General features: G+C 67.1%; 8 protein-coding genes. All 8 read left to right on the plus strand.

Translation table 11 applies throughout. The annotated features are described in order from the left end of the window. Positions 1 to 13 precede the first annotated feature (13 nt). Genes LG388_RS02530 through LG388_RS02565 form a run of 8 tightly spaced genes read left to right on the plus strand, consistent with a single transcriptional unit; the run spans position 14 to position 20,978 of the window. Positions 14 to 4,330, plus strand: coding sequence for a DEAD/DEAH box helicase (locus LG388_RS02530; RefSeq protein ID WP_225781266.1), 4,317 nt, complete (start codon positions 14 to 16; stop codon positions 4,328 to 4,330). After that, the gene (locus LG388_RS02535) at positions 4,324 to 8,352 is read left to right on the plus strand and encodes a type ISP restriction/modification enzyme (protein WP_225781267.1); all 4,029 of its coding nucleotides are present in this window, start codon (positions 4,324 to 4,326) and stop codon (positions 8,350 to 8,352) included. Before LG388_RS02530 ends, LG388_RS02535 begins: the two co-directional genes overlap by 7 nt. Then, positions 8,345 to 10,276: an McrB family protein gene (locus tag LG388_RS02540; protein ID WP_225781268.1), complete on the plus strand. Its 1,932-nt coding sequence runs from the start codon at positions 8,345 to 8,347 to the stop codon at positions 10,274 to 10,276. Before LG388_RS02535 ends, LG388_RS02540 begins: the two co-directional genes overlap by 8 nt. Beyond that, positions 10,276 to 11,652, plus strand: a complete 1,377-nt coding sequence (locus LG388_RS02545; RefSeq protein WP_225781269.1) for an McrC family protein — start codon at positions 10,276 to 10,278, stop codon at positions 11,650 to 11,652. The genes LG388_RS02540 and LG388_RS02545 overlap by 1 nt, the downstream gene beginning before the upstream one ends. Next, positions 11,649 to 14,240 carry a hypothetical protein gene (locus LG388_RS02550; protein WP_225781270.1) on the plus strand — a complete coding sequence of 864 codons (2,592 nt, stop codon included), beginning with the start codon at positions 11,649 to 11,651 and terminating at the stop codon, positions 14,238 to 14,240. Before LG388_RS02545 ends, LG388_RS02550 begins: the two co-directional genes overlap by 4 nt. After that, the gene (locus tag LG388_RS02555) at positions 14,240 to 18,757 is read left to right on the plus strand and encodes a sacsin N-terminal ATP-binding-like domain-containing protein (protein WP_225781271.1); all 4,518 of its coding nucleotides are present in this window, start codon (positions 14,240 to 14,242) and stop codon (positions 18,755 to 18,757) included. The genes LG388_RS02550 and LG388_RS02555 overlap by 1 nt, the downstream gene beginning before the upstream one ends. Beyond that, positions 18,757 to 19,740 carry a hypothetical protein gene (locus tag LG388_RS02560; protein WP_225781272.1) on the plus strand — a complete coding sequence of 328 codons (984 nt, stop codon included), beginning with the start codon at positions 18,757 to 18,759 and terminating at the stop codon, positions 19,738 to 19,740. Before LG388_RS02555 ends, LG388_RS02560 begins: the two co-directional genes overlap by 1 nt. Further along, positions 19,737 to 20,978 (plus strand): UvrD-helicase domain-containing protein, encoded by a 1,242-nt coding sequence (locus LG388_RS02565; RefSeq protein WP_225781273.1) that lies wholly within the window; start codon positions 19,737 to 19,739, stop codon positions 20,976 to 20,978. Before LG388_RS02560 ends, LG388_RS02565 begins: the two co-directional genes overlap by 4 nt. Positions 20,979 to 20,987: the final 9 nt, after the last annotated feature.

Genomic DNA, 20,987 nt, shown 5'->3' on the forward strand with positions numbered 1-20,987 from the left:
TGAGCAGTCTTCCATGCGTTTGCGTTTCGGTGCATCGGGCGATACCTCGCTCTACCTTAGTGCGCTCACGAGCCTGCTCTTCAGCGCAAGCACGAGGGTCGCCGCTACGCTGGCCACGGGCGCGGTGCGCGACGACCTCACCGCTGACGAGATCGCCGACCGCCTCGCACGCAACGCCATCAACGTGCTCCACTTTTATCTCCGCTTCGGCGAGCGAGCACTGCGTCTCGAGGCGGCTCGCTTGGCATCGGAGCCGAGCTATGTCGAATTGCGCGCTCCTTTCACTAGCCAGCCTGCCACCTCACACTTGTGGCTCCAGTCCGACGCCGACGCCGTGGCTCCCATCTCCGTGCTCGCGCTCCCGGTAACGAGCAAGGGACTTGCCACCGAGGCTTTGCACGCTCTTGTCGGCCTCGCGCTGCGGTGCGGCGGCTTCGAGGAGGCCGAGTTAGCCGGAAAGCATCCGGTTTCCTGGAGCAGGGCGAAGCTGAACGACGACGCCCAGCCGGTGTACGGCACGCTCCGCGACTCCCTTTGGAGCCCTTTCACGCAAGCCGAGGGCGTGGTCGCCTTGTGGGTCACTGGCCTTCCGCCGTCGCCGAAGCCGCGTACGCCCGAGCCTGGCTGGTGGGAGCAGTACGACGTCCTCACGCGCAGCCCGCGCGAGGCGTTGAATGAGCTGCACGCTCACCTCGCGGCGCACTTCGACATCCCCTTCACGTGGACCATCTTTGACAAGACCGCCGCGCCCGCGGGCACGTTCGTCGTGCAGCCCGAAGTGAGCGCCATCGCGCGGCTCGTGCCTGAAGCCGACCGCGTCGTCGTCGCCGTCGATCTCGAACGGCCCGCGTCGCTGGTCGCCGAGATGTTGCTCCACCTCTGCGCCCACCTCACCCTCGGCCATGTTCGTCCGGGCGATGGGTGGGGCCATTGGGACACGCAGGCCTCGTTCTCGCCGATGCCTCATCGCCAGTGGGACCGCGAAGCGCGTGCCTTCGTTGACGCCCACTTCGCCCGTCCTGTGCGCCGCGTCTCGTCGCTCGACGAGTGCAACCCGCGTGAGAAGGCGTGGCTCGTGTTGCTCGATCACATCGGGCGCATGGTTGGCCAGCAGCGCACGCTGCACGCCGCGACGGAGCGCTACCAGGACGCCGCCTATCAGCGGCAGGCCGCGCAGCGCCTCGTCGCGCAACTCGAAGAGTACGGCGGCGCGATGCTCTGCGACGGCGTCGGTCTCGGGAAGACCTACGTCGCCACCACCGTCGCCGTTCACTACGCGAACCAGTGGCGGGACCAGCTCGCCGACACGAAACGTTCAGCGACCGACGACCCGTTTCGCATCACCGTGCTCTCGCCCAACTCGGTGGTGAGCACCTGGCAGCGCGAGGCCATCGCGCCTCTCGCCGCGCACGGCGTCCCGCTCGCCACCATCCGCGTCATCTCTCACTCGAAGCTCTCGCGCATCGTGCCGTCGAGCGAAATCCTCACGCGCGCGCGCGCGCGCGCGGGCACGAGCGACATGGAGCACCTGCTCATGTCGGATCTTGTGGTCGTCGACGAGGCGCACAACTTCCGCTCCGTCGGCGCACGCCGCACTACGGTGCTGCGTGACCTCTTGCGCTTGCAGCCGCGCAAAGACCTGCGCCGCAAGGTGCTGCTGCTCACCGCGACCCCCGTGAACAACAGCCTCGAAGACCTCCGCCAGCAGGCAGCGCTGATGTTCGGCAAGCCGCTCTACTTCAACGACAATCTCACGCCCGACAAGTACCGCACGCGCGTGTTCAAGGACGTCGAGGAGCGCGTGACGAAGGCCACCAAAGGCAAGGGTGCGACCGATGTCGCGGCGCTGCTCATTCACGGCGACGCGTCGGCGAAGTTCGCCTACGCCCCCGACTTCCGCGACGATGTGCAGTTCGGCGTGCAGGTGCCGCGCGTGGGCGACTACCTCAAGGAGCAGGAGAGGCGGCTCACCGCGCAGCAGGCTTCCGTGCGCGCCGCCATTCAGAGCGGCCAACCGCTCGCCGAGGCGCCCGCCCGCATAGCGGGCGAGCTGCTCGACCGCATCGTGGTTCAGCGCTCGCGCGCGCTCTGCAAACAGATCGAGCGAGAGCAGGGCTCGAACGCGCGGCTCCTGTTCCGGCCTGACGCGGCCACGCCCGAGAAGCTCGTCTATGAGGATGTCTACGACGACACCCGCGACGTGCTCGCGCGCTTCCTCCCACTCTTCGAGACCGAGGGCGAGCCTATCGACAAGGACACGCCGCCGCTCTCGCTCAAAGTTTACATGTGGGCCGACGTCCGCGACGGCATCCGCGACGCGGGCGAAGTCTCGTCAGTCGTCGGACTGCAGCGGGTGCTGGTGCTCAAGCGCCTCGAGTCGTCGCCGGTCGCGTTCCTCATCACCTTGCTCCGGCTGCTCGCGTTGCACGCGCATCGGGTCAAGCAGCTCGGCGAGCTGTGCCGCGAGGTCGGCGACAAAAAGCGCGAGCAGGCGCTTGCCGTCGAGCTGGCGGACCTCGTCGACGCGGTGAGGCCCGCCGACCGTGACCGCATCGATGCTCTCCTCACGGCCGGCACCAAGTCGAAGACGCGCGCGAGCGACCTCCTCGAGCGGTGGAGCAAGGCGCACATGAGCGCGAAGGCGGCCGCCGACACCGACGACCCACTGCCGCCGCAGCTCGACCTCTTCAGCGCCGATGACGACGAGCATACGAGGGAGCGCAAGGAGCAGCTCGAGCGACTTTGGGGACTGCGCGAGTACCTCACGCGCGATCTTGGCACGCTGCTGCGCGTGGCTCCTGGCCTCGCCGACATTATCTTTGGGCGCTTCGCGCAGAGCGACTGGCCGCAGCGCTTCATCAACGGCGGCCAGGAAGTCGACTGGCCGAAATCGGCGGCGTGGGCGATGCGCATCGTTACCGACGCCAAGCTGCAGCGCCTCGTGGCTCGCCTGCTGCGCGCACGCAGGGATGGCCAGAAGGCCATCGTCTTCTCCCAGTTCACCGACACGCTTGCCTATCTCGACTCGGTACTGCGCGCGGCGCCTGTGCTTGAGCGCAACGAGTGGAAGACTGTGCTTCGAGACCTGTCCACGGGCGCGGGGCACATCGTATCGAAGGAGGAGGTGCTGGACCTCATCGGGCGCAGTGCCGTCGTCAGCGGCGAGACCGAAGACCGCGACGCGGTCATCCACGCCTTCGCGCCGTTCTACCGGCTCGGCCCGTCACGCCCGCGCTTGCCCGGCGCATCTCCCTTCGAGCAGCAACAGCTCGACGCGCTGTGGACCAACGGTTGGACGCAGGCGCTCAAGCAGCCCACCGACATCCTCTTCGCCACCGACGTGCTCGCCGAGGGCGTGAACCTCCAGGATGCCGCGCTGCTTATCAACTTCGACGTCCACTGGAACCCGGTGCGGATGATCCAGCGCGCGGGCCGCATCGACCGCCGCCTGAACCACGCCATCGAAGAGGCCACGAGCTTCCCCGACCTCGAAGCGCTCGCGCGTGACCTCGGCGTTCAGCCGCCGCGCTACTGGTGGCACGAGCACACTGGTGCCGCCCCCATCACCGTGAACCTGCTCCTGCCCGACGAGCTCGAGACCGAGTTGCAGCTCCGCGAGCGCATCGCCAACAAGACGCTCGCTATCGACTTCACCCTCGGCCTCGAACAGGGCACCGGCGCCGAAGCCGACTGGATGGCCGAGTACCGCTACCAGGGTATCTCGGCGCTCAACGCCTGGCAGGGCGACCGCGCCATCGAGCAGATCGCGGGTTACCACCAGCGCCTGCGTCGAATGATGAGCGACTGCGGTATCGATCCCGCGTGGGTCAATGCATGGAACGGCTGGCTGCGTGAGGCTGGAGGGCACGAAGACGACCGCATCCTTGCGTGGGCGCAGCTAGGTCGTAAGGGTGGCGACGCGACCGAGTACACGCGGCAGCTTCAACCGCGCCTCGTCGATGGCGTTCCCCACTGGCTGTGGACCACGGCGAAGCCCGCCGACTCGCTGCTCAACTTCTGGCTCGCGCTCGACAGAAAGACCTTCCCGGCGGCGACGCGCGCCGGCCTCGCTTTCTCCGAAGACGCCTCGCGACCCATCGCAGCCGAAGACCTGCTCGCGGTCTCGCGCCGCCTCGTCGACGAGGACACCGCACTCGAAGAGCTGGGCGACATGCGCCGCCCCCTCCTCCAAGGAGCCTCGGCCATCTCGGCGGGCTTCTTCGAGGCAGAGCCCGACCGACGCGCCATCGCCGTCAGTGGATTTCGACTCCTTCAGCTTCGTCGCATCGACGAGGCTGCGCCCGTGACATCGAGTGAGGCCGCATGCTGAGTAAAGAAGACTTCATCCGCCGCATCCTTGATGGCGCTGCCCCGACACCCAAGAAGGCGTCGAAGGCCGCGTCGTCGTCCGCCACCTTCAGCGCAGACGACGTGTTCGGCAGCGACGACACCACCCCGGCCTCGATTCCCCCGCCCGCTGACACGCGCTTCGCGCAGCTCCTGCTCGAGGAGGTCTTCGGCCACGGCGAGGCGCAGGACCGCGACGAGATCGTGCTTGGCGACCAGCGCACCAGCCGCCTCGTCCCGAACAAAGGCCGCTACTGGCCAAAGACCAACGAGCGCCCGTTCCACATCGTGCTCTTCGAGCTCGACAAGAAGGGCCGCGAGCTGCTCGGAGACTCGTTCTTCAACAAGAACGACCTGCTCGAAGACGCGCTCCACCGCATCATCCAAGATGTCCTCGACGGCTTCGAGAAGAAGCGCACCGCCTCCGCGCGTCAGGGCGCGCAGACCGAGACCCTGTGCGTGATCTCGATCGTCGACGACCGCAACTCCAGCGCGGGTCGCCAGTTCGTTTGCTTCGGCACCAAGAGCACCACCACAGGGGCTCTTGAAGTTTTCACGCTTCGCGAGGAGGTGCGCGACTGGGATCGCCCGCTCGCCGAGGAGCACCTCGATCAGCTTTTCAGCCGCCACTTCGAGAAGCTCACGAGTGGCGCCAAGTGGCAGGACGCCTTCATCACTGGCGCTGAGCGCAAAAAGATCTCCGACCTGCTGGCGGTCTGCACCCAGCAGAGCCTGCTGGGCATCGCCGAAGAGGAGTTGCGCAAGAAGCTCCGGGATGTGCTCGACGAGATCGCGGGATCGTTTGGTATCAACAAGAAGGCGGCGATCGGGAATCGGCGTCTGGACATGGTCGAACTGCCGGTCAACCACGGCATCGGTGCAGGTCCCGTCGAGTCGCAGCGGGCAGGGTTCAAGAACCCGCTCCAGGGCGTACGCATTTACGACCGGAATGAACGCCTTCTCGGCTTCATCGTCTACGTTGCGTCGACGAAGGCGAAGGTCGAGCCGCTGCGCGAGGCACTGGCGACCAACAACCACTTCCACAACGTCCTCGTGATCTACCCCGACAGCGCCGAGCCAGAGCTGGAGCTGTGGCAGGGCGGCACGCCGCTGCGTGGGCGGCTCACGCGCGGCGCTCGTCGCACGGTGTTCGACGGCGAGGGCGGCGTCGTCCAGCTCCTCTCGCGCTTCTTCGTCGTCAGCAAGAGCGCCATCGAGAAGCCGAAGCAGCTCGCCACCGAGCTGGCGTGGCGCGCCCAGCATCTGAAGGCGCTGGCCGTCGAGGAGCTGGAGAAGGAGATCGCGGCGGGCAACGACAAGGGCCCGCTCAAAAAGCTGTTCGACACCTTCAACACGGCGCTCGCCACGCTCACCGTCGAGAAGTTCGCCGACGCCTACGCGCAGACGATCACCTACGGCATGTTGGCCGCGCGCTGGATCTCGAGCGACGACGAGAACAAGCCGCTCTTCACGCGCAAGAACTTGAAGGACCTGCTCCCCGAGACGAGCGCGTTCTTGAAGGACCTGTTCGACAAGCTGGTCAACAACTCCAACTTCGACAAGAACCTGACCTGGCTTCTCGACGACATCACCAGCTTGCTCGCGCGCACCTCGGTCAAAGAGGTGTTCCAGGACGAGAAGCGCGACCCGTCGATCCACTTCTACGAGGACTTCCTCGACGCCTACGACCCGCAGGTGCGCAAGGACCAGGGCGTCTACTACACGCCCGACGAGGTGGTCTCGTACATCGTGCGGACCGCGCACGCCTCGCTCCAGAATGACTTCGGTCTCCCGCTCGGTCTCGCCGACACGACGACGTGGGCCGCCTTCGCCAAGGCGAAGAAGCTGGCGGTGCCCGAGGGCGTCGACCCGAAGGCGCCCTTCGTCCAGGTGCTCGACCCGGCGCTCGGAACGGGCACCTTCCTCCTGCGCGTCATCGAGGTCATCCACGAGACGATGCAGGCCGAGTTCAAGAAGCAGGGGCTCGACGACGAGGCCGCGCGCAAGGCGTGGGTCAGCTACGTCCGCAAGGACCTCTTGCCGCGAATCAACGGCTTCGAGCTGATGATGGCGCCCTACATCGTGAGCCACCTGCGCCTCGGACTCGCGCTGCAGGAGACCGGCTTCACGTTCACGAAGAACGATCGCCTACGTGTGTTCCTCACCAACTCCCTCGAGCCGCACACGGCAGCTCAGCTCTCATTCATCGGAGAACACGTCGCGGAGGAGGCGAAGGAGGCAGAGCGTGCCAAGAAATCCATCCGCGTCACCGTCGTGGTGGGCAACCCGCCTTACGCCGGTCACTCGCAGAACAACGGCGAATGGGCACGAGGCCTTGTCGAGCCGTACCGGAGTATCGACGGCAAGGCGCTACGCCTCGCTCAAGGGAAGTGGCTCCAGAACGACTACGTGAAGTTCATCGCGTACGCAGAACGCAGACTTGCTGCGACTGGGTTCGGAGTCCTCGGGTTCATCACCGACCACAGCTACTTGGATGGCGACACGTTCCCGGGCCTGAGGCATCACCTCCTGACCACCTTTTCGAACGTGGACGTGCTGAACCTCCACGGGAATCTCGCCCGCCGCGAAGCTCCCCCCGATGGCGGGGCTGACGACAACGTTTTCAACATCATGCAAGGCGTTGCGATCTTGTGCGCGCGGCGCACGCCGGACGCTGCTGCCGACGGGTTGGCCACCTTCCGAACCGCTGACTTGTGGGGTGCGCGTGGACCGAAGCTGCAGCGGCTTCGCGCAGCCTCCGAGGACGTTGCGCCCATCGTCTGGCTCACCGACGTCCAGCATGATGACCGTTTCCTCTTTCTCGCTACTCGTTCGGGCACGGATGCGAGTGTCGAGTTCGCGCAGTTTGATGCCATCGACGCGGTGTTCTCCCCCAATGGCAGACCTGCGCCCGGCTTCCTGACCACGCACGACGACTTCGCGATCGCATTCACCCGAGAAGAAATCTCTGACCATGTAACCACGCTGCTCGCCACGAAATCCGAGGCGGACGCGCGCGACCAGTTCAAGCTCTGCACGCAGTCGCAGTGGCAGTACGCCAACGCCAAGAAGGTCCTGGCTACCGGCGGATGGCGAAAGCAGTTGGTGTCGTGCCTGTACCGTCCCTTCGATGAGCGATGGACGGTCTATGACCCGAGCGTCCTTGTTCATCGCCGAGAGCGCGTGAACGCCCATCTCCTGGAGCCGGGAAACGTCGCCCTCCTCACGACGCGAATGACCAAGGGAGACGATTTCAACCACGTCTTCTTGTCCGACAAGATCACGGAGGTCATCAGCCTTTCGTCGAAGACCTCGGCCAACGCGTTCGTGTTTCCGCTGTTCCTCCGCGATCCCGACGGACTCGTGAAGCGCAACCAGCCCAACATCGACCGCCACGTGGTGGCTGCGTACACCGACATCGCGGGCAAGGCAGCCACGCCCATGGCGATGTTCGAGTACTGGTACGCCGTACTCTCCAGTCCATCCTACAGACGGCGGTACAACGAACTCCTCATCCGAGAGTTCCCTCGCGTGCCTCGCCCCTCGTCGACTGAGGTGTTCAAGGCGCTTGGCGAGCACGGGAAGCGCCTCGTCGAGCTGCACCTGCTGAAGACGTCGCCGAAATCGCTCGGGCCCAACGACGGACTCCAGGGAAAAGGGGATGGAGTCGTCGCGCCTGGGATGCCGAAGTTCGACGCCAAGGAAGGAAAACTATGGATCAACACGAAGCAGTGGTTCGAAGGAGTCTCCGCTGCTGTCTGGGGATTCAAGATCGGCAGCTACGAGGTCTGCAAGAAGTGGCTCTCCGCCCGGCGTGGACGCCCTCTCTCGAGTGACGAGTCCGGTCGGTTCGCGCTGGTGCTGAACGCTATCCGAGAAACGATCGAGGAGCAGAGCAAGATCGATCGCACGATCGAGACGTGCGGCGGGTGGCCGGATGCCTTCCGACTGGTCGCGGGTGCGACCGCAGCCGCGAGCGTGTCCCTCGAGGAAGACGATGAGTAACGCTCGCTTCTGGTACGTCCCCCTGAAGGACATCGCGCCCGCCGAGCAGCAGGCCCAGCTCGCCGCCAAGGAGGACGTGCGCGCAAGCGACCTGCCCGCGTCGTTCAACGTTCCCTCGAAGCTCCATCAAGAGGGCATCCGCGCGGGCCACGTGCTCGCGCTGCATGACGGCGACACCGTCACGGCGCTCGCTCGCGTGCTGGCGCTCGATAGCGCGGGCTCGCTGCACTGGCGCCGCCTGCCGATGCTGGAGGCGCCGGAGCTGTCGGCGACGCCGGAGCTGCGCGAGGTGAACGGCGACGAGGCCGCGAAGTTCAAGCTCGGCATCGACGCCGTCCTGCGCGACGTGCCCGCGACCAGCGCAGCGACGATGACGCCGGCGACCACCACGCCCGCCTCTGGGGTGCGCTACTGGAAGGTCGCCCCAGGTCGAAACGGCATCGCGTGGCCCGAGTGGCGGCAGCGAGGCATCGCGGCCATCGGCTGGCCCGACCTCGGCGACATCTCCACGCTCTCCGAGGCCGACTTCCAAGCGCTCTCGAAGGCCAAGTACAACAAGAGCAAGCGCAGCGAGGGGCCGTACCAGGTGTGGCTCTTCCGCGCGATTCAGCCCGGCGACCGCGTCATCGCCAACAACGGGCGGACGTCGATCCTCGGCGTCGGCACCGTCACCGAGGGCTACCGGTATCGGCCCGGCGAGCACACTGTCGAGGGCGAGGATTTCCCGCACCAGATCAAGGTGAAGTGGGACGACACCACGGCGCGCGACATCGAGGACCAGGCCGACTGGACGCGCACGCTGCGCGAGCTGCCGCAGGAGAAGTTCGATACGCTCGTCGGCGGGAGCGGAGCCGTCTCGTTCTCGGTCACCGACCCGAGCAACATCATCCTCTACGGCCCGCCCGGTACCGGCAAGACGTACAACGTGCGGCGACGCGCACTCGAGCTGCTGGGCGACGCCACCGCCGCCGACGCGCCAAACGACCACGTGCAGGCCGAGTGGGAGCGGCTGCGGCAGGCTGGGCAGATCGTGTTCTGCACCTTCCACCAGGCCTTCGCCTACGAGGAGTTCGTCGAAGGCCTGCGCGCCATCACCGACGAGGAAGGCGACGTCCACTACCGGGTCGAGCCCGGCATCTTCAAGCGCGTCGCCGCCACGGCGGCGCAGCAGCGCAAGGACGCCTTCGTCCTCGTCATCGACGAGATCAACCGCGCCAACATCGCGCGCGTCTTCGGCGAGCTGATCACGCTGCTCGAACCCGACAAGCGGCTCGGCAATCCGAACGAGCTGCGCGTGCAGCTCCCGTCGTCGAAGGAGTGGTTCGGCGTGCCTCCGAACCTGCACGTCGTCGGCACCATGAACACCGCCGACCGTTCTATCGCGCTGATGGACGTGGCGCTGCGCCGCCGGTTCACCTTCGAGGAGATGATGCCCGACGTGGAGGCGCTGAACGACGCGCTCGCGGAGGGGAACGTCGAGGAGGCGCTGCGCACGCTCGTCGTCGCGGTGTTCACGAAGCTCAACGAGCGCCTGCGCTACCTCTATGACCGCGAGCACCAGATCGGCCACGCCTACTTCTTCGGCGTTCGCTCGCTCGATGGTCTGCGCGCCGTCTTCGCCGACCGCATCCTCCCGCTGCTTCAGGAGTACTTCTACGGCCAGTGGGACAAGGTCGCCCTCGCACTCGGCTACCCGATCAAGGCCGACGGCACGCCGAAGGAGGTGCGCGGCACCGAGCACGCGAATGGCACCTTTCTCACCACGCAGAGGCTCGAAGAGAAGACCGTGCTTGGGTTCGACCACGACGAGTACGTCGACCAGGTCGCGTGGGACGTGCATCCGGCCTTCCGCCCACGAGGCAAGGCTGCCGATGCGTGGCTGAAGCAGGCCTTCGACGAGCTGGTGGGAGCCAAGGGGACCTGATGCTGCGCGTGACCGTCCTCGAGCGGGGCCGCATCGTGCGGTCTGACTCCGACGCCGACAGCGTCGAGCTCGGGACGCCTTCGCGCCGCGTGCTGCCCCAGCGCCTCTACGACCGGCTCTATCGCAGCGAGGGCGCGCGCGAAGACCGAGGGGAGGCGGCGGTGTTTCGCTGGCGGCGCAACCACTGCCTCGTCGGACCGTGGGTCGGTGTGATGCAGATCCCCGGCTTGCAGCTCGAGATCTTGCCGAAGACCGACGAGAGCGCGGCACAAGACAGCGACCAGGAGGTTCGGGACATCCGCAGCAATCTGATGGAGATGCTGCTGCGCGGTGGCCTCGGAGCGGTGCGGGCGCGGGGCGTCGCCGACCTCGCGCTCAAGCGCGGCAACCTCCACGACCAGCTCGTCGACGCCTTCCTCGCGCGCACGCTGTTCGAGCTGCGACGTGGGCTCGATCGTGGCTACGCCACCGAAGAGGACAACCTGGCGACGCTGCGAGGCAAGCTCGTGCTCTCGCGGCACGTGGCGCTGAACGCCGCGCAGAAGGCCCGCTTCTACTGCCGCCACGACGTGCTCACCGAGGCGACGCAGATCTCGGTTCGCCTCAAGCAGGCGTGCCGCGTGCTCGCTGCCCGTGCGCTGCCCGTGACGGTGCTGGTGAAGTGCCAGCAGGTGCTCGCGCTGCTCGACGACGTGCCCGACCTGCCGTTCCGCCATCGCGAGCCCGACCCGGTGTTCACGCGCCAGAACGAGCGCTTCGCCGACATCTTTGGCTTCGCCTGCATGCTGCTCGAAGGCCTGGCGCCCGACGCGCGCAGCGGCGAGGTCGAAACCTTCTCGCTGCTCTTCGACATGGAGCAGGTGTTCGAACGCTACATCGCCGCGTTCCTCGCCTCCGAGGTCATGCACCGCTTTGCCGACGCGAGCCTGTTCCCGCAGGCGAAGGGGCGGCGTCACAACCTCTACGTCGACGGGCAGGAGAAGGTACTGCGCATGGCGCCCGACCTCGTGTTCGTTCACGAGACGGCGGGCGCGAAAAAGACGCTGATCATCGACACCAAGTGGAAGCGCCTCTCCGAAGAGGACGGTGGTCGCCCGAGCCGGCCGGATCTCTACCAGCTCTACGCCTACCTCCATCGCTATGACTGCCAGCGCGCGCACCTGCTCTATCCGAAGGCGGCGGGCATCCAGACGCGCGACCTCAATGCACGAGGGCGCAACGACTCGGACGCGGGCACGGTGGGCGTGCGCTTCGTCGACCTGAACCGGACGCTCTGGACGCGCGAAGGCAAGACGGCGCTGGCCGACGAGCTCGCGGTCATCGTCCGTGAAGGTCTCGACCTCGCAGCGGCGGCGCCTGTGGAGTCCACGGCATGACCCGCGCTTCCTTCGACGCCCTCGTCACGCGCCTCGCCAAGTCGCCCACGACGTTCAGCGAGCGTGAGCTGCTCGCGCCCTCTCACTGGAGCCTCGGCGAGGACGCGCGGCTGCGCGAAGACATGCGCTTCCGCGAGACGCCCTGGGGCCGTTGGATGCTCGCCGAGGACCTCGTCGTCAACGACGCGGTCTACCGCTGGCTCCACGCCGAGCGGCGCAGCTCGGTCGCGCTCGACGCCGCGCTGAAGCGCGCGGGCGAGGTGTTCGGGCGCCGCTGCGTGTTCTGCGCCGACGACCCGCGCTTCGTGCTGCGCCACGACGAGGTCCACCTCGCGGCGAGCGAGCTGTCGCGCCAGCCGGTGGTCGAGGACAACGTCGGCGACCTCGAGAAGTACCGAACGCACCTGCCGCTCCACAGCTTGAAGGCAGCGGCCGCCTCGGAGCCCGCCGGCGAGTGGGGGAAGCGCGCGCAGGACCAGGTGATCGAGACGCTCGGCTGGGTGCGCGTCTCGCTGCCCGGGCGTCGGCTCAACGACCGCATGTTCATCGCGGCCATCGAGGGCCACAGCATGGACGACGGCAAGAGCGGCCTCGTCGACGGCGGCTACGCGGTCTTCGAGCTGTGGCCGTCGGGCACCAAGCAGAACCTGAGCGTGCTGGTGCGCGGCGCCTTCTCCGACCCCGAGACTGGCAACTACGCGGTCAAGAAGTACGTGGCCGACCAGCGCGACGAAGAGGGCCGCCACAACAAGGTCTCGCTCGTCTCGCTGAACCCGAACAAAGAGCGCTACCCGAACATCGAGCTGCAGCCCGAGGACGACGACGACATCACCGTCGTGGCCAAGGTGGTGCAGGCGCTCGCGACCGACGACTACGAGCGGCGCCCCAAGGCGAAGCGCCGCGTGGGTCGGCGCAACCTCACCGGTGACGAGCAGGCCACGAGGCTTGGCCGTCGCGTGGCGTCGTTCTTCGATGGCACCGCGCCCGAGGCCGACGACGAGGGCGCGAACACGGCGACGAGCACCGGCTGGCAGACGCGGCTCGTGTGCCTCGACATCGCCGCTGGCGGTCTGCAGCTCGAGGTCGGCCCGCTCGATGGCCTGCCGACCTTCGTGAAGAAGCTGCGCGTCGTCGGCACCGAGTGGGATGCGTTCTTGCTGGCCGCGAACGCGAAGACGCGCCCGACGCGCGCCTCGGTGCGCCCGGGCACGGGCCCCTGGCGCTGGGAAGCAGTGGGCTTCGAGGAGGAGCAGGACCTCGGCGTCCAGAGGCTCGTCCTCGACGCGCTCGACGTCACGACGCCGACCGTCTTCCGCGTCGATGCCGACGGCGTGGGCCAGCGCATCAAGAGCACCACGCTCGCCCTCGGGCAGGCGTACCGGCTGCTGCTCCCGCCGAAGGTCGGTGACGACCTCGGCGCCGAGCTGGACGACGGCTGGCGCATCTGGTCACTCGACCTTGCGGCGCAGCTCTCGCCCACGACGCGGCAAACGCTGACCGCCCTCGGACTCGACGTCGGCGAGGCCTGGCCGCGTATCGAATGGGCGCTGGCTCCGGCAGCCGTGTGGCGTACCAACGCGCGTGGCGAGAGCTACCCGATCTTCGAAGCGGGCACCGAGCTGCTCGTGAACGTAGGCGGCGTCTCGGTCGAAGAAGGCGACGAGGCCGTGCTCTTCCTCCACGGTCCTGCCGGCACGGAACGGTTGTCGCTGTCGTCGAGCGGCCTCGTCTCGCTCGGCGCACCTGCACCGGGGCGCTGGGCGTGCGCGCTGATGCACTCGCAGACCAGCGTGCAGCCGGCGTCGCTGCTCTTCGAGGTCGCCGAGGATGCGCTCGAAGACGTCGCTGCGTCGTCCTCGGCGGTCGCCCACAGCGGGTTGGCCTCGCTCGAAGCGGCGGCGCCGCCCGGCTGGCCCGTCACGCTGCGCTGGCGCGTCTTCGCTGCCTACGAAGAGATGTTGGCGACCCTGTACGGCAACGAAGATGGCACGGTGCCGGTGGACGGCGTCGCGTCGGTCATCGAAGCCCGCGCCGCCCGAACCCGCATCGCCGATCTCGTGGTCGACTTCGGCGAGCTGGGACGCCGCGTGCTTCCCCACGACGGCCGCGCGTCGTTGAAGCAGGTGCGTGGGCAACTCACGGCCCTCTGGCGGCAGCGCTCCGGCCTCGTGCAGAGCCGAAAGGGCGCGTGGCTTCAGCTCAGGAAGCCGTGGTTCGAGCCCGTCACGGAGCTCTTCGGCTACGGCCTCGAAGAGGCAACGCTGCTCGCCGACGTCGAGGCACCTCACGACCTCACGGCGTGGGGCCTGACGGTCGACGAGCGCATGATGGGCAGCATCACGCGCTCGCCGTCGCGCGTCCTCGTGCTCACCACGGACCTCGACGCCGTGCTGCGCGACCACCGCACGTGGATCGACAGCGCGTGCTCGGCAGCGAAGGTGCGTGACGCGATCATCACCGATGGCGCTCGCTGGACCACGCACCGTAAGGGCAGCCAGCAGCTCAAGCAGCAGGTGTGGAGCCTCGATCACGCCATCGGTCTCGGCAGCATCGACGAGATGCTCGGCGACCTCGCGGAGGGTCTGTGATGGCGCCCTCGAACTACGCTACCATCGGCGACGAGAACCGCACGCGGTACGGCACCGACATCGGCCGCATCGGGCCGATGCTGCTCGCCGACCGCTACGACGACCGCACGCACTTCATCTTCGAGCTGCTCCAGAACGCCGAGGACGCGCTCGGTCGACGCAGCGACGCGAGCGGACCTCGGAGCGTCACCTTCACGCTGTCGCCCGGGCGGCTGAAGCTCTCGCACTTCGGGAGGCCGTTCGACGAGGCTGACGTGCGCGGCGTCTGCGGCATCGCGCAGAGCACGAAGGACCAGCACTCCATCGGCCGCTTCGGCATCGGCTTCAAGTCGGTCTACACGTTCACGGACCGCCCCGAGATTCACTCGGGCGACGAGGACTTCGCCGTCGAGAACTACGTCCAGCCGAAGGTGGTGGCGTCGTCGGCCCGCGCCGCAGGCGAGACCCAGATCATCCTGCCCCTCAAGTCGGGCGACAGCAGCGCGGAGCAGGAGATCGCCAGCGGCTTCCAGCACCTCGGTCCCGGCGCGCTGCTGTTCCTCCGACACATCGACGAGATCAACTGGAGCATCGAGGGCGGCGCCTCCGGCGTCTACCTGCGGAGCGCGCCGGAAGCTCTCGCTGCGAACGTCCACCGCATCAAGGTCATCGGCCAGGAGACCGGCAAGCCCGAGGTCGACCAGAACTGGCTCGTGTTCCACCGCGACGTGTCCTCGAACGCCGGAGAGAAAGTCGGGCGCGTGGAGATCGCCTTCTCGCTCACGCCCACCAAGGATGAACCTGGGCGATGGGCGGTGCAGCCTCTCGCGGCGTCGCATCTCGTGGTCTTCTTCCCCACGGTCGTCGCGACGAACCTTGGCTTCCTTGTGCAGGGGCCGTATCGCACGACGCCCAGCCGCGACAACGTTCCGCGTAACGACCCGTGGAACCAACAGCTCGTGCGGGAGACGGCCGACTTGCTGCTGGAGGCCATTCACTGGCTTCGCGACAGCGGGATGCTCGACGTACCGGCGCTGTATTCCCTTCCGACGGACCGAGCCAAGTTCCCAGAGGGTGCGATGTTCACGCCGCTCTTCGAGGCGGTGCGCGAAGCCTTCTTGGAAGAAGCGCTGCTCCCTGATTTTGAGGGCAGTCACGTCACCGCAGAGCAGGCAATGCTAGCGCGCCCGCAGGCGCTGCGAGACCTGTTCAATGCCGGGCAGCTTGAGGAGTTGTTCGACGCCAAGGGCTGCGCATGGCTCACCGGCGAGATCACGCAGGACCGCGCGCCTGAGCTCAGAAGGTACCTACTCCAGGAGCTTCAGGTTCCAGAGATCACGCCAGAGAAGGTCGTCGTGAAGCTGGACAAGGCATTCCTCGAAGCTCAGTCGGATGAGTGGTTGGTGCGCCTCTATGTCTTCTTGAGCGGGCAGAAGGCGATCGCAGGTCTCTTCAGTTCGCTGCCCTTGGTTCGCCTCGACGACGGGACGCACGTAGTCGCCCGGGAGAAGGGGAAGTCGAACGCGTTCCTTCCCAGCGACATAGAGACCAGTTTCCCGACCGTCCGACGCGTCGTGTGTGGGTCTCCCGAGGCGCGCGGTTTCCTCGTCTCGCTCGGGCTTACGGCACCGGACCCGGTCGACGACGTCGTGTGGAACGTGCTGCCCAAGTACCGGGCGAGCGAAGTCGACGGCGACGACAAGGCCTACGCCGACGACATTGAGCGCATCCGCATCGCGTTCAACACCGACTCGAAGGCGCAGCGAGACAAGCTGCTCACAGCACTGCGCGAGACCCCGTTCGTGATGGTGGTCGATACCGGTGACGGGAAGGACTACGTGTCGAAGCCCGGCGAGGTCTACATCGCGACGGACCGGCTGAAGGCGCTTTTCGCGGGCGTCTCTGGCGTGTTCGTCGTTGACGACAACTACGAGTGCCTTCGCGGCGAAGCTGTCCGTGACCTGCTCGAGGCTTGCGGAGCGCTGAGGTACCCGCGCCCGGTGCCGACCTCGTATGCGCTCACGTGGGAGGAGCGCCGGGAACTCCGACGTCGAACTGGCCATGAGGAAACCTCGGGGCAGAACGACGTCGTGGTCGATTGGGAGCTGCTGGGCTTCGAAGCGCTACTCGGTCTGCTGCCGACGTTTTCGCAGGAGCAGCGCGCCGAACGCGCTCGCTTGCTGTGGGAGGCCCTGGGAGACCTCGAAGAGCGGCGCGGACGCGGCGTGTTCGACGGTTCCTACACGTGGACTCACTACGGCCAGCGCAAGGCTCCTCCGTTCCCGGCCGCCTTCCTCCGTCGTCTCGCCAAGGCAGCCTGGGTGCCCGATGCCAGCGGCGACCTTGTGCATCCCGCGCTCGTAACCTTCGAGAGCCTCGGCTGGAAGGCCAACCCGTTCCTGCTCAGCAAGATCGCGTTCAAGCCGCCGATCATTGACCAACTCGCGAAGGAAGCGGGGATCGAGCCAGCTGCGCTCGACCTGCTGCGGAAGCTCGGCATCACCAGCGTCGCAGACTTGGCCCGTATGGGCATTGCCAACAGGCCGGTGGCCGCAGCGCCTGACGAAGCGGCCACCGATGACGATGAAACGGCAGGTGACGGCGCGGAGCCGCAGACTGCGGATGCCGACGAGGACGCCCGCGATGATGCCGCCGCCGCTCCTGGCGCCGCGGATGCGACTCCCTCTGAGGACAGCGACACCCCCGACGCTGATGAGTCGACGGGGAGCGACGCCAACGAGGAAGGCTCCGGCGCAGAACCGACCGAGCCGCGCACCAACGGCCCTTGCGGACCTCGCCCAACCAGCGGAGAACACCGCCCTCACGGAGCAGCACGCCCGGGTCAACGCAACATCACCGGCCAGGCGAGGCTCGACGAGCAGGCGAAGCGCATGGGGCGTCGCGTGGCGTCGTACTTTGACGGCACGGCCCCCGACGCAGACGACGAAGATGCGACCACAGGTACCAGCGTCGCGTGGCAAACGAAGCTCGTGTGCCTCGACGTCGCTGCCGGCGGCCTCCAGCTCGAGATCGGGCCGCTCGATGGTCTGCCGCCCTTCGTGAAGAAAATCCGCATCCTCGGCGGCGAGGACTGGGATGCCTTTGTACTGGCGACAAACGCGAGGTTGCGGCCGACGCGCGTGTCGGTGCGGCCTGGAACCGGTCCGTGGCGGTGGGAGGCCGTGGGCTTCGAAGACGAGCAAGACCTTGGCCTCGATCAGCTCGCCCTGGATGCGCTCGACGTCACGGCGCCGCTCGTGTTCCGTGTCGATGCGGACGGGGTGGGCCAGCTCGTCACGAGCACGACCCTCTCTCTCGGGCAGTCTTATCGGCTGTTGCTTCCGCCAAACGTCGGTGGAGACGCTGGTACGGCGCTGGCTGACGGTTGGAGGATCTGGACGCTCGACCTGGCGGCGCAGCTATCGCCGTCGACGAGTGACGCCCTGAAGGCCCTCGGCGTTGATATGGGCGAAGCATCGCCGCGCCTCGAGTGGGCCCTGGCGCCCGCCTCAGCATGGCGCACCAACGCCCGCGGCGATAGCTATCCGGTGTTCGACGAGGGGACGGAGCTGCTCGTGAACGTGAACGGCGTCGCCCTCCAAGATGGAGATGAGGCCATGCTGTTCGTCCACGGCCCCGCAGGTACGGAACGCCTGGCTCTTTCGACGAGCGGGCTGGTTTCCCTCGGAAAACCAGCGGCGGGACGCTGGGCCTGCGCGCTGCTTCATTCGCGGACCAACGTGCAATCCGCAACGCTGCTCTTCGAGGTCGTTCAGAGCGTGACTGAGTACGTCAGCGCAGGGTGGACGACGAGCGTGCCGCACGGGTTGGCATCGCTCGAAGCGACGGCCCCGCCTGGGTGGCCCATCTCCGTGCGCTGGGGTGGGCTCGCCGCGCACGAGGAGACGATCGCGACGGCCTACGGCAACGACGACCGGACTGTGTCCTTCGAGGATGTCCATCCGCTTCTCGAGGCCCGTGCCGCACGCGCATCCGTCGCTGACCTCGTAGTCGACTTCCGTGAGCTGGGTCGACGCATGATCCCTCTCGACGGCCGTGCCTCGCTGGAAGAGGTCCGCGCACAGCTCATGGCGCTCTGGCAACAGCGCTCTGAGCTTGTGCAAAGCCGCAAGGGAATGTGGTTGCAGCTCATGCCGATGTGGTTCGAGCCGACGACGACGCGGCTCGGGTATGGCGTCGATTCGCTCGTAATACCCGACGGCGCAGATGCGCCGCACGACCTCGCCGCGTGGCTGCTCACCATCGACGAGCGGACGAACGGATGCATCACGCGGTCACCGTCGCGCCTCCTCGTGCTCACGACCGACGTCGACAGCGTGCTGCGCGACATGCGCGCGTGGATTGACGATGCCTGCACCCTGGCCAAGGTGCGCGACGCGATCGTCACCGACGGCACCCGCTGGACGATGCACCGCAAGGGTGACCGCCAACTCAGGCGACGCGAGTGGTCCCTCGACCATGCAATCAATCTCGGCAGCGTGGACGACATGCTGAACGACCTCACGGAGGGTTTGTGATGACGCTCTCGCATGTCACCCGCGAAGAAGCAGTGAAGCGGCTCGCCCAAAGCCAGGCAGGCGCCCCGGACTCGATCGAGGCGCTCTGCGAACTTGTGCGCGCCGAGGTTCACGCCCGGAAGCACGCGCCGCGCGCGGCGACGCTCTCGCGCATCGCGCGACTGCTCGCGCCCGCGATCACCCTCGATGAGCAGCGCCTCGACGAGGTGTGCGATGCGCTCGAGCGCGAGGGTGACGTGATGCTCAATCCGGGCGGCGTCCTCTACGCAACGCCCACCCGCGTGGTTGCCATCGGGAAGAGCGCTCGTGTGTTCAGTAGCCTGCCGACGCGCGCGCTTGCGAAGGCGCTCGATCGCGACATCTCCGCGAAAGGCGCCTCGCGCACGACCACCTCGGTCGATGGGCTCACCGAAGCCGTCGCCAACGTGAGCGGCGTGATGGTCCCGCCCGAAACGTGGTCCGGGCTCGACCGCTCGCCGACCGCGGACGCGGCCTTCCTCGCGAAGCTCGACCAGAGGCTCGAATGGCAGGCGCTCGGCGCCGGCTCGCTCGAGAAGGACGGGGCGCTCGAATGGCGCGCGTGGCAGGTCTCGCCGGAAGGGGCGCGGTGGCGGCGCAGCAGCGAAGGCCAACTCTGGTGGGCACGCACGCGCTTTGGTGGCCACTGTCGTGCATGGACGGCGAGCGCATCTCCTGCGACGAGCCCGTTCGTCACGCTGAGCCCCGACGACGCGGACCGCGCACGCTTCGCGCTCTCGCGCAAGGTCGAGGCTGCCTCGGTCCTGCGCGTCGCGCGCTCCGGCAAGCGCGTGACCCTCGAGGTTCCCGGTTGGCTGCCGCGCCCCGAGTACCGCTGGCTCTCGCTTCACGCTGCTTCCGTCACCGACAGCAAGGGCATGCGTTGGGAGATCTCCACGGACAGCGAAGACCAGATCACGAAGCTCCTGGCCGAACGTCTCGGTCTCGTAGTGGAGGCCACGTGACGCGAAGACAACTCACCATCAAGCCAAGCTGCATGCGGGAGATCGCGACATTCCCCTCGGACCGCGCCGCGCTGCTCTGGGAAAAGATCGATGCGCTCGTCTCCGATCCGCTACCCGATGGGAAGGTGAAGAAGAAGCTCAAGGGTGCCGAGGGTGTCTACCGCATGCGCGTGACGGACCACCGCGTGTTTTATCGCTTCGGCCAGGACTGGATCAGCCTGCTCGGCATCCGGCGGCGCGCCGAAGACACCTATGACGGCGTCCCCGACGAGACCGCTGACGCCCCTGCGCCCGATGATGGCGACGACAACCTGGACGCGCTCATCACCGCCGCACAGCCGAAGGTCTTCCAGTTCAAGACGACCGTGCCCGAGGCGACGCTGCCCGAGCCCATCACGCAGGCGCTGCTGCGCCAGCTCGGCGTGCCCGTCTCGGCGGTACCGACGCTCTTGCGCTGCAAGACGGAGGAAGCGTTGCTCGAAGCGCCCGTGCCACCCGAAGTTCTCGGTCGTGTCGTCGACCGCCTCTTCCCGCCGACCATCGAACGGCTCGACCAGCAGCCAGATCTCGTTGTGGCGTGCACGAAGGACCTCGTTCGTTTCAAGGAGGGCGACCTCCTCGGTTTCCTGCTGCGGCTCGACGAGGACCAGCTCAAGCTGACCCAGTGGGCGCTGAAGGGCCCCACGATGGTTCGTGGCGGCGCGGGCACGGGTAAAAGCACCGTCGCCCTCTACCGCGTGAAGGCGCTCCTCGAACGACCCGGCGCAACGGGTGCGGAGCGCGTTCTGTTCACGACGTACACCCGCTCGCTGCTCACCGTCACGCAGCAGCTCCTCGAACAGCTCCTTACGCCCGACCAGCTTCGCCGGGTCGAGGTCGCGACGTGCGACCAGATCGCATGGCGCGTCATCGGCAAGGCTCGCAAGGTCGGGCAGCTCGAATCGGACAACGACGCGCTTCGCCGACTTGCCAAGCTACGTGAGAATCACGCCCCCGGTGGCTCGGCCTTCGAGGCGAAGCTGCGTGAGCGCGCCCTAGAGCGGCTGACCGACGCGTGGCTCCTCGAAGAGTTTGAGTGGATCATCGAGGGACGTGGGTTGACGAGCCTCGCCGACTACCAGGCGGCGGCGCGCCCGGGACGTGGGCTGCCCCTCAACGAACGCGCCCGCGCGGCGGTGTGGGAGCTGTACGAGGCCTTTAGAGCTACTAACAAAACCATGTCATCATCGAGCGCTTGATTGGTGTTT

The organism is Xenophilus sp. Marseille-Q4582, assembly GCF_916700565.1.
In the GTDB taxonomy this organism is placed as follows: Bacteria; Pseudomonadota; Gammaproteobacteria; order Burkholderiales; family Burkholderiaceae_C; genus Xenophilus.

What these genes read in the sequence shown, in the direction of transcription:
- LG388_RS02555 (WP_225781271.1), top strand. Translation starts at nt 14,240, where the DNA reads ATGGCGCCCTCGAACTACGCTACCATCGGCGACGAGAACCGCACGCGG.
- LG388_RS02545 (WP_225781269.1), top strand. Translation starts at nt 10,276, where the DNA reads ATGCTGCGCGTGACCGTCCTCGAGCGGGGCCGCATCGTGCGGTCTGAC.
- LG388_RS02550 (WP_225781270.1), top strand. Translation starts at nt 11,649, where the DNA reads ATGACCCGCGCTTCCTTCGACGCCCTCGTCACGCGCCTCGCCAAGTCG.
- LG388_RS02535 (WP_225781267.1), top strand. Translation starts at nt 4,324, where the DNA reads ATGCTGAGTAAAGAAGACTTCATCCGCCGCATCCTTGATGGCGCTGCC.
- LG388_RS02540 (WP_225781268.1), top strand. Translation starts at nt 8,345, where the DNA reads ATGAGTAACGCTCGCTTCTGGTACGTCCCCCTGAAGGACATCGCGCCC.
- LG388_RS02530 (WP_225781266.1), top strand. Translation starts at nt 14, where the DNA reads ATGCGTTTGCGTTTCGGTGCATCGGGCGATACCTCGCTCTACCTTAGT.
- LG388_RS02560 (WP_225781272.1), top strand. Translation starts at nt 18,757, where the DNA reads ATGACGCTCTCGCATGTCACCCGCGAAGAAGCAGTGAAGCGGCTCGCC.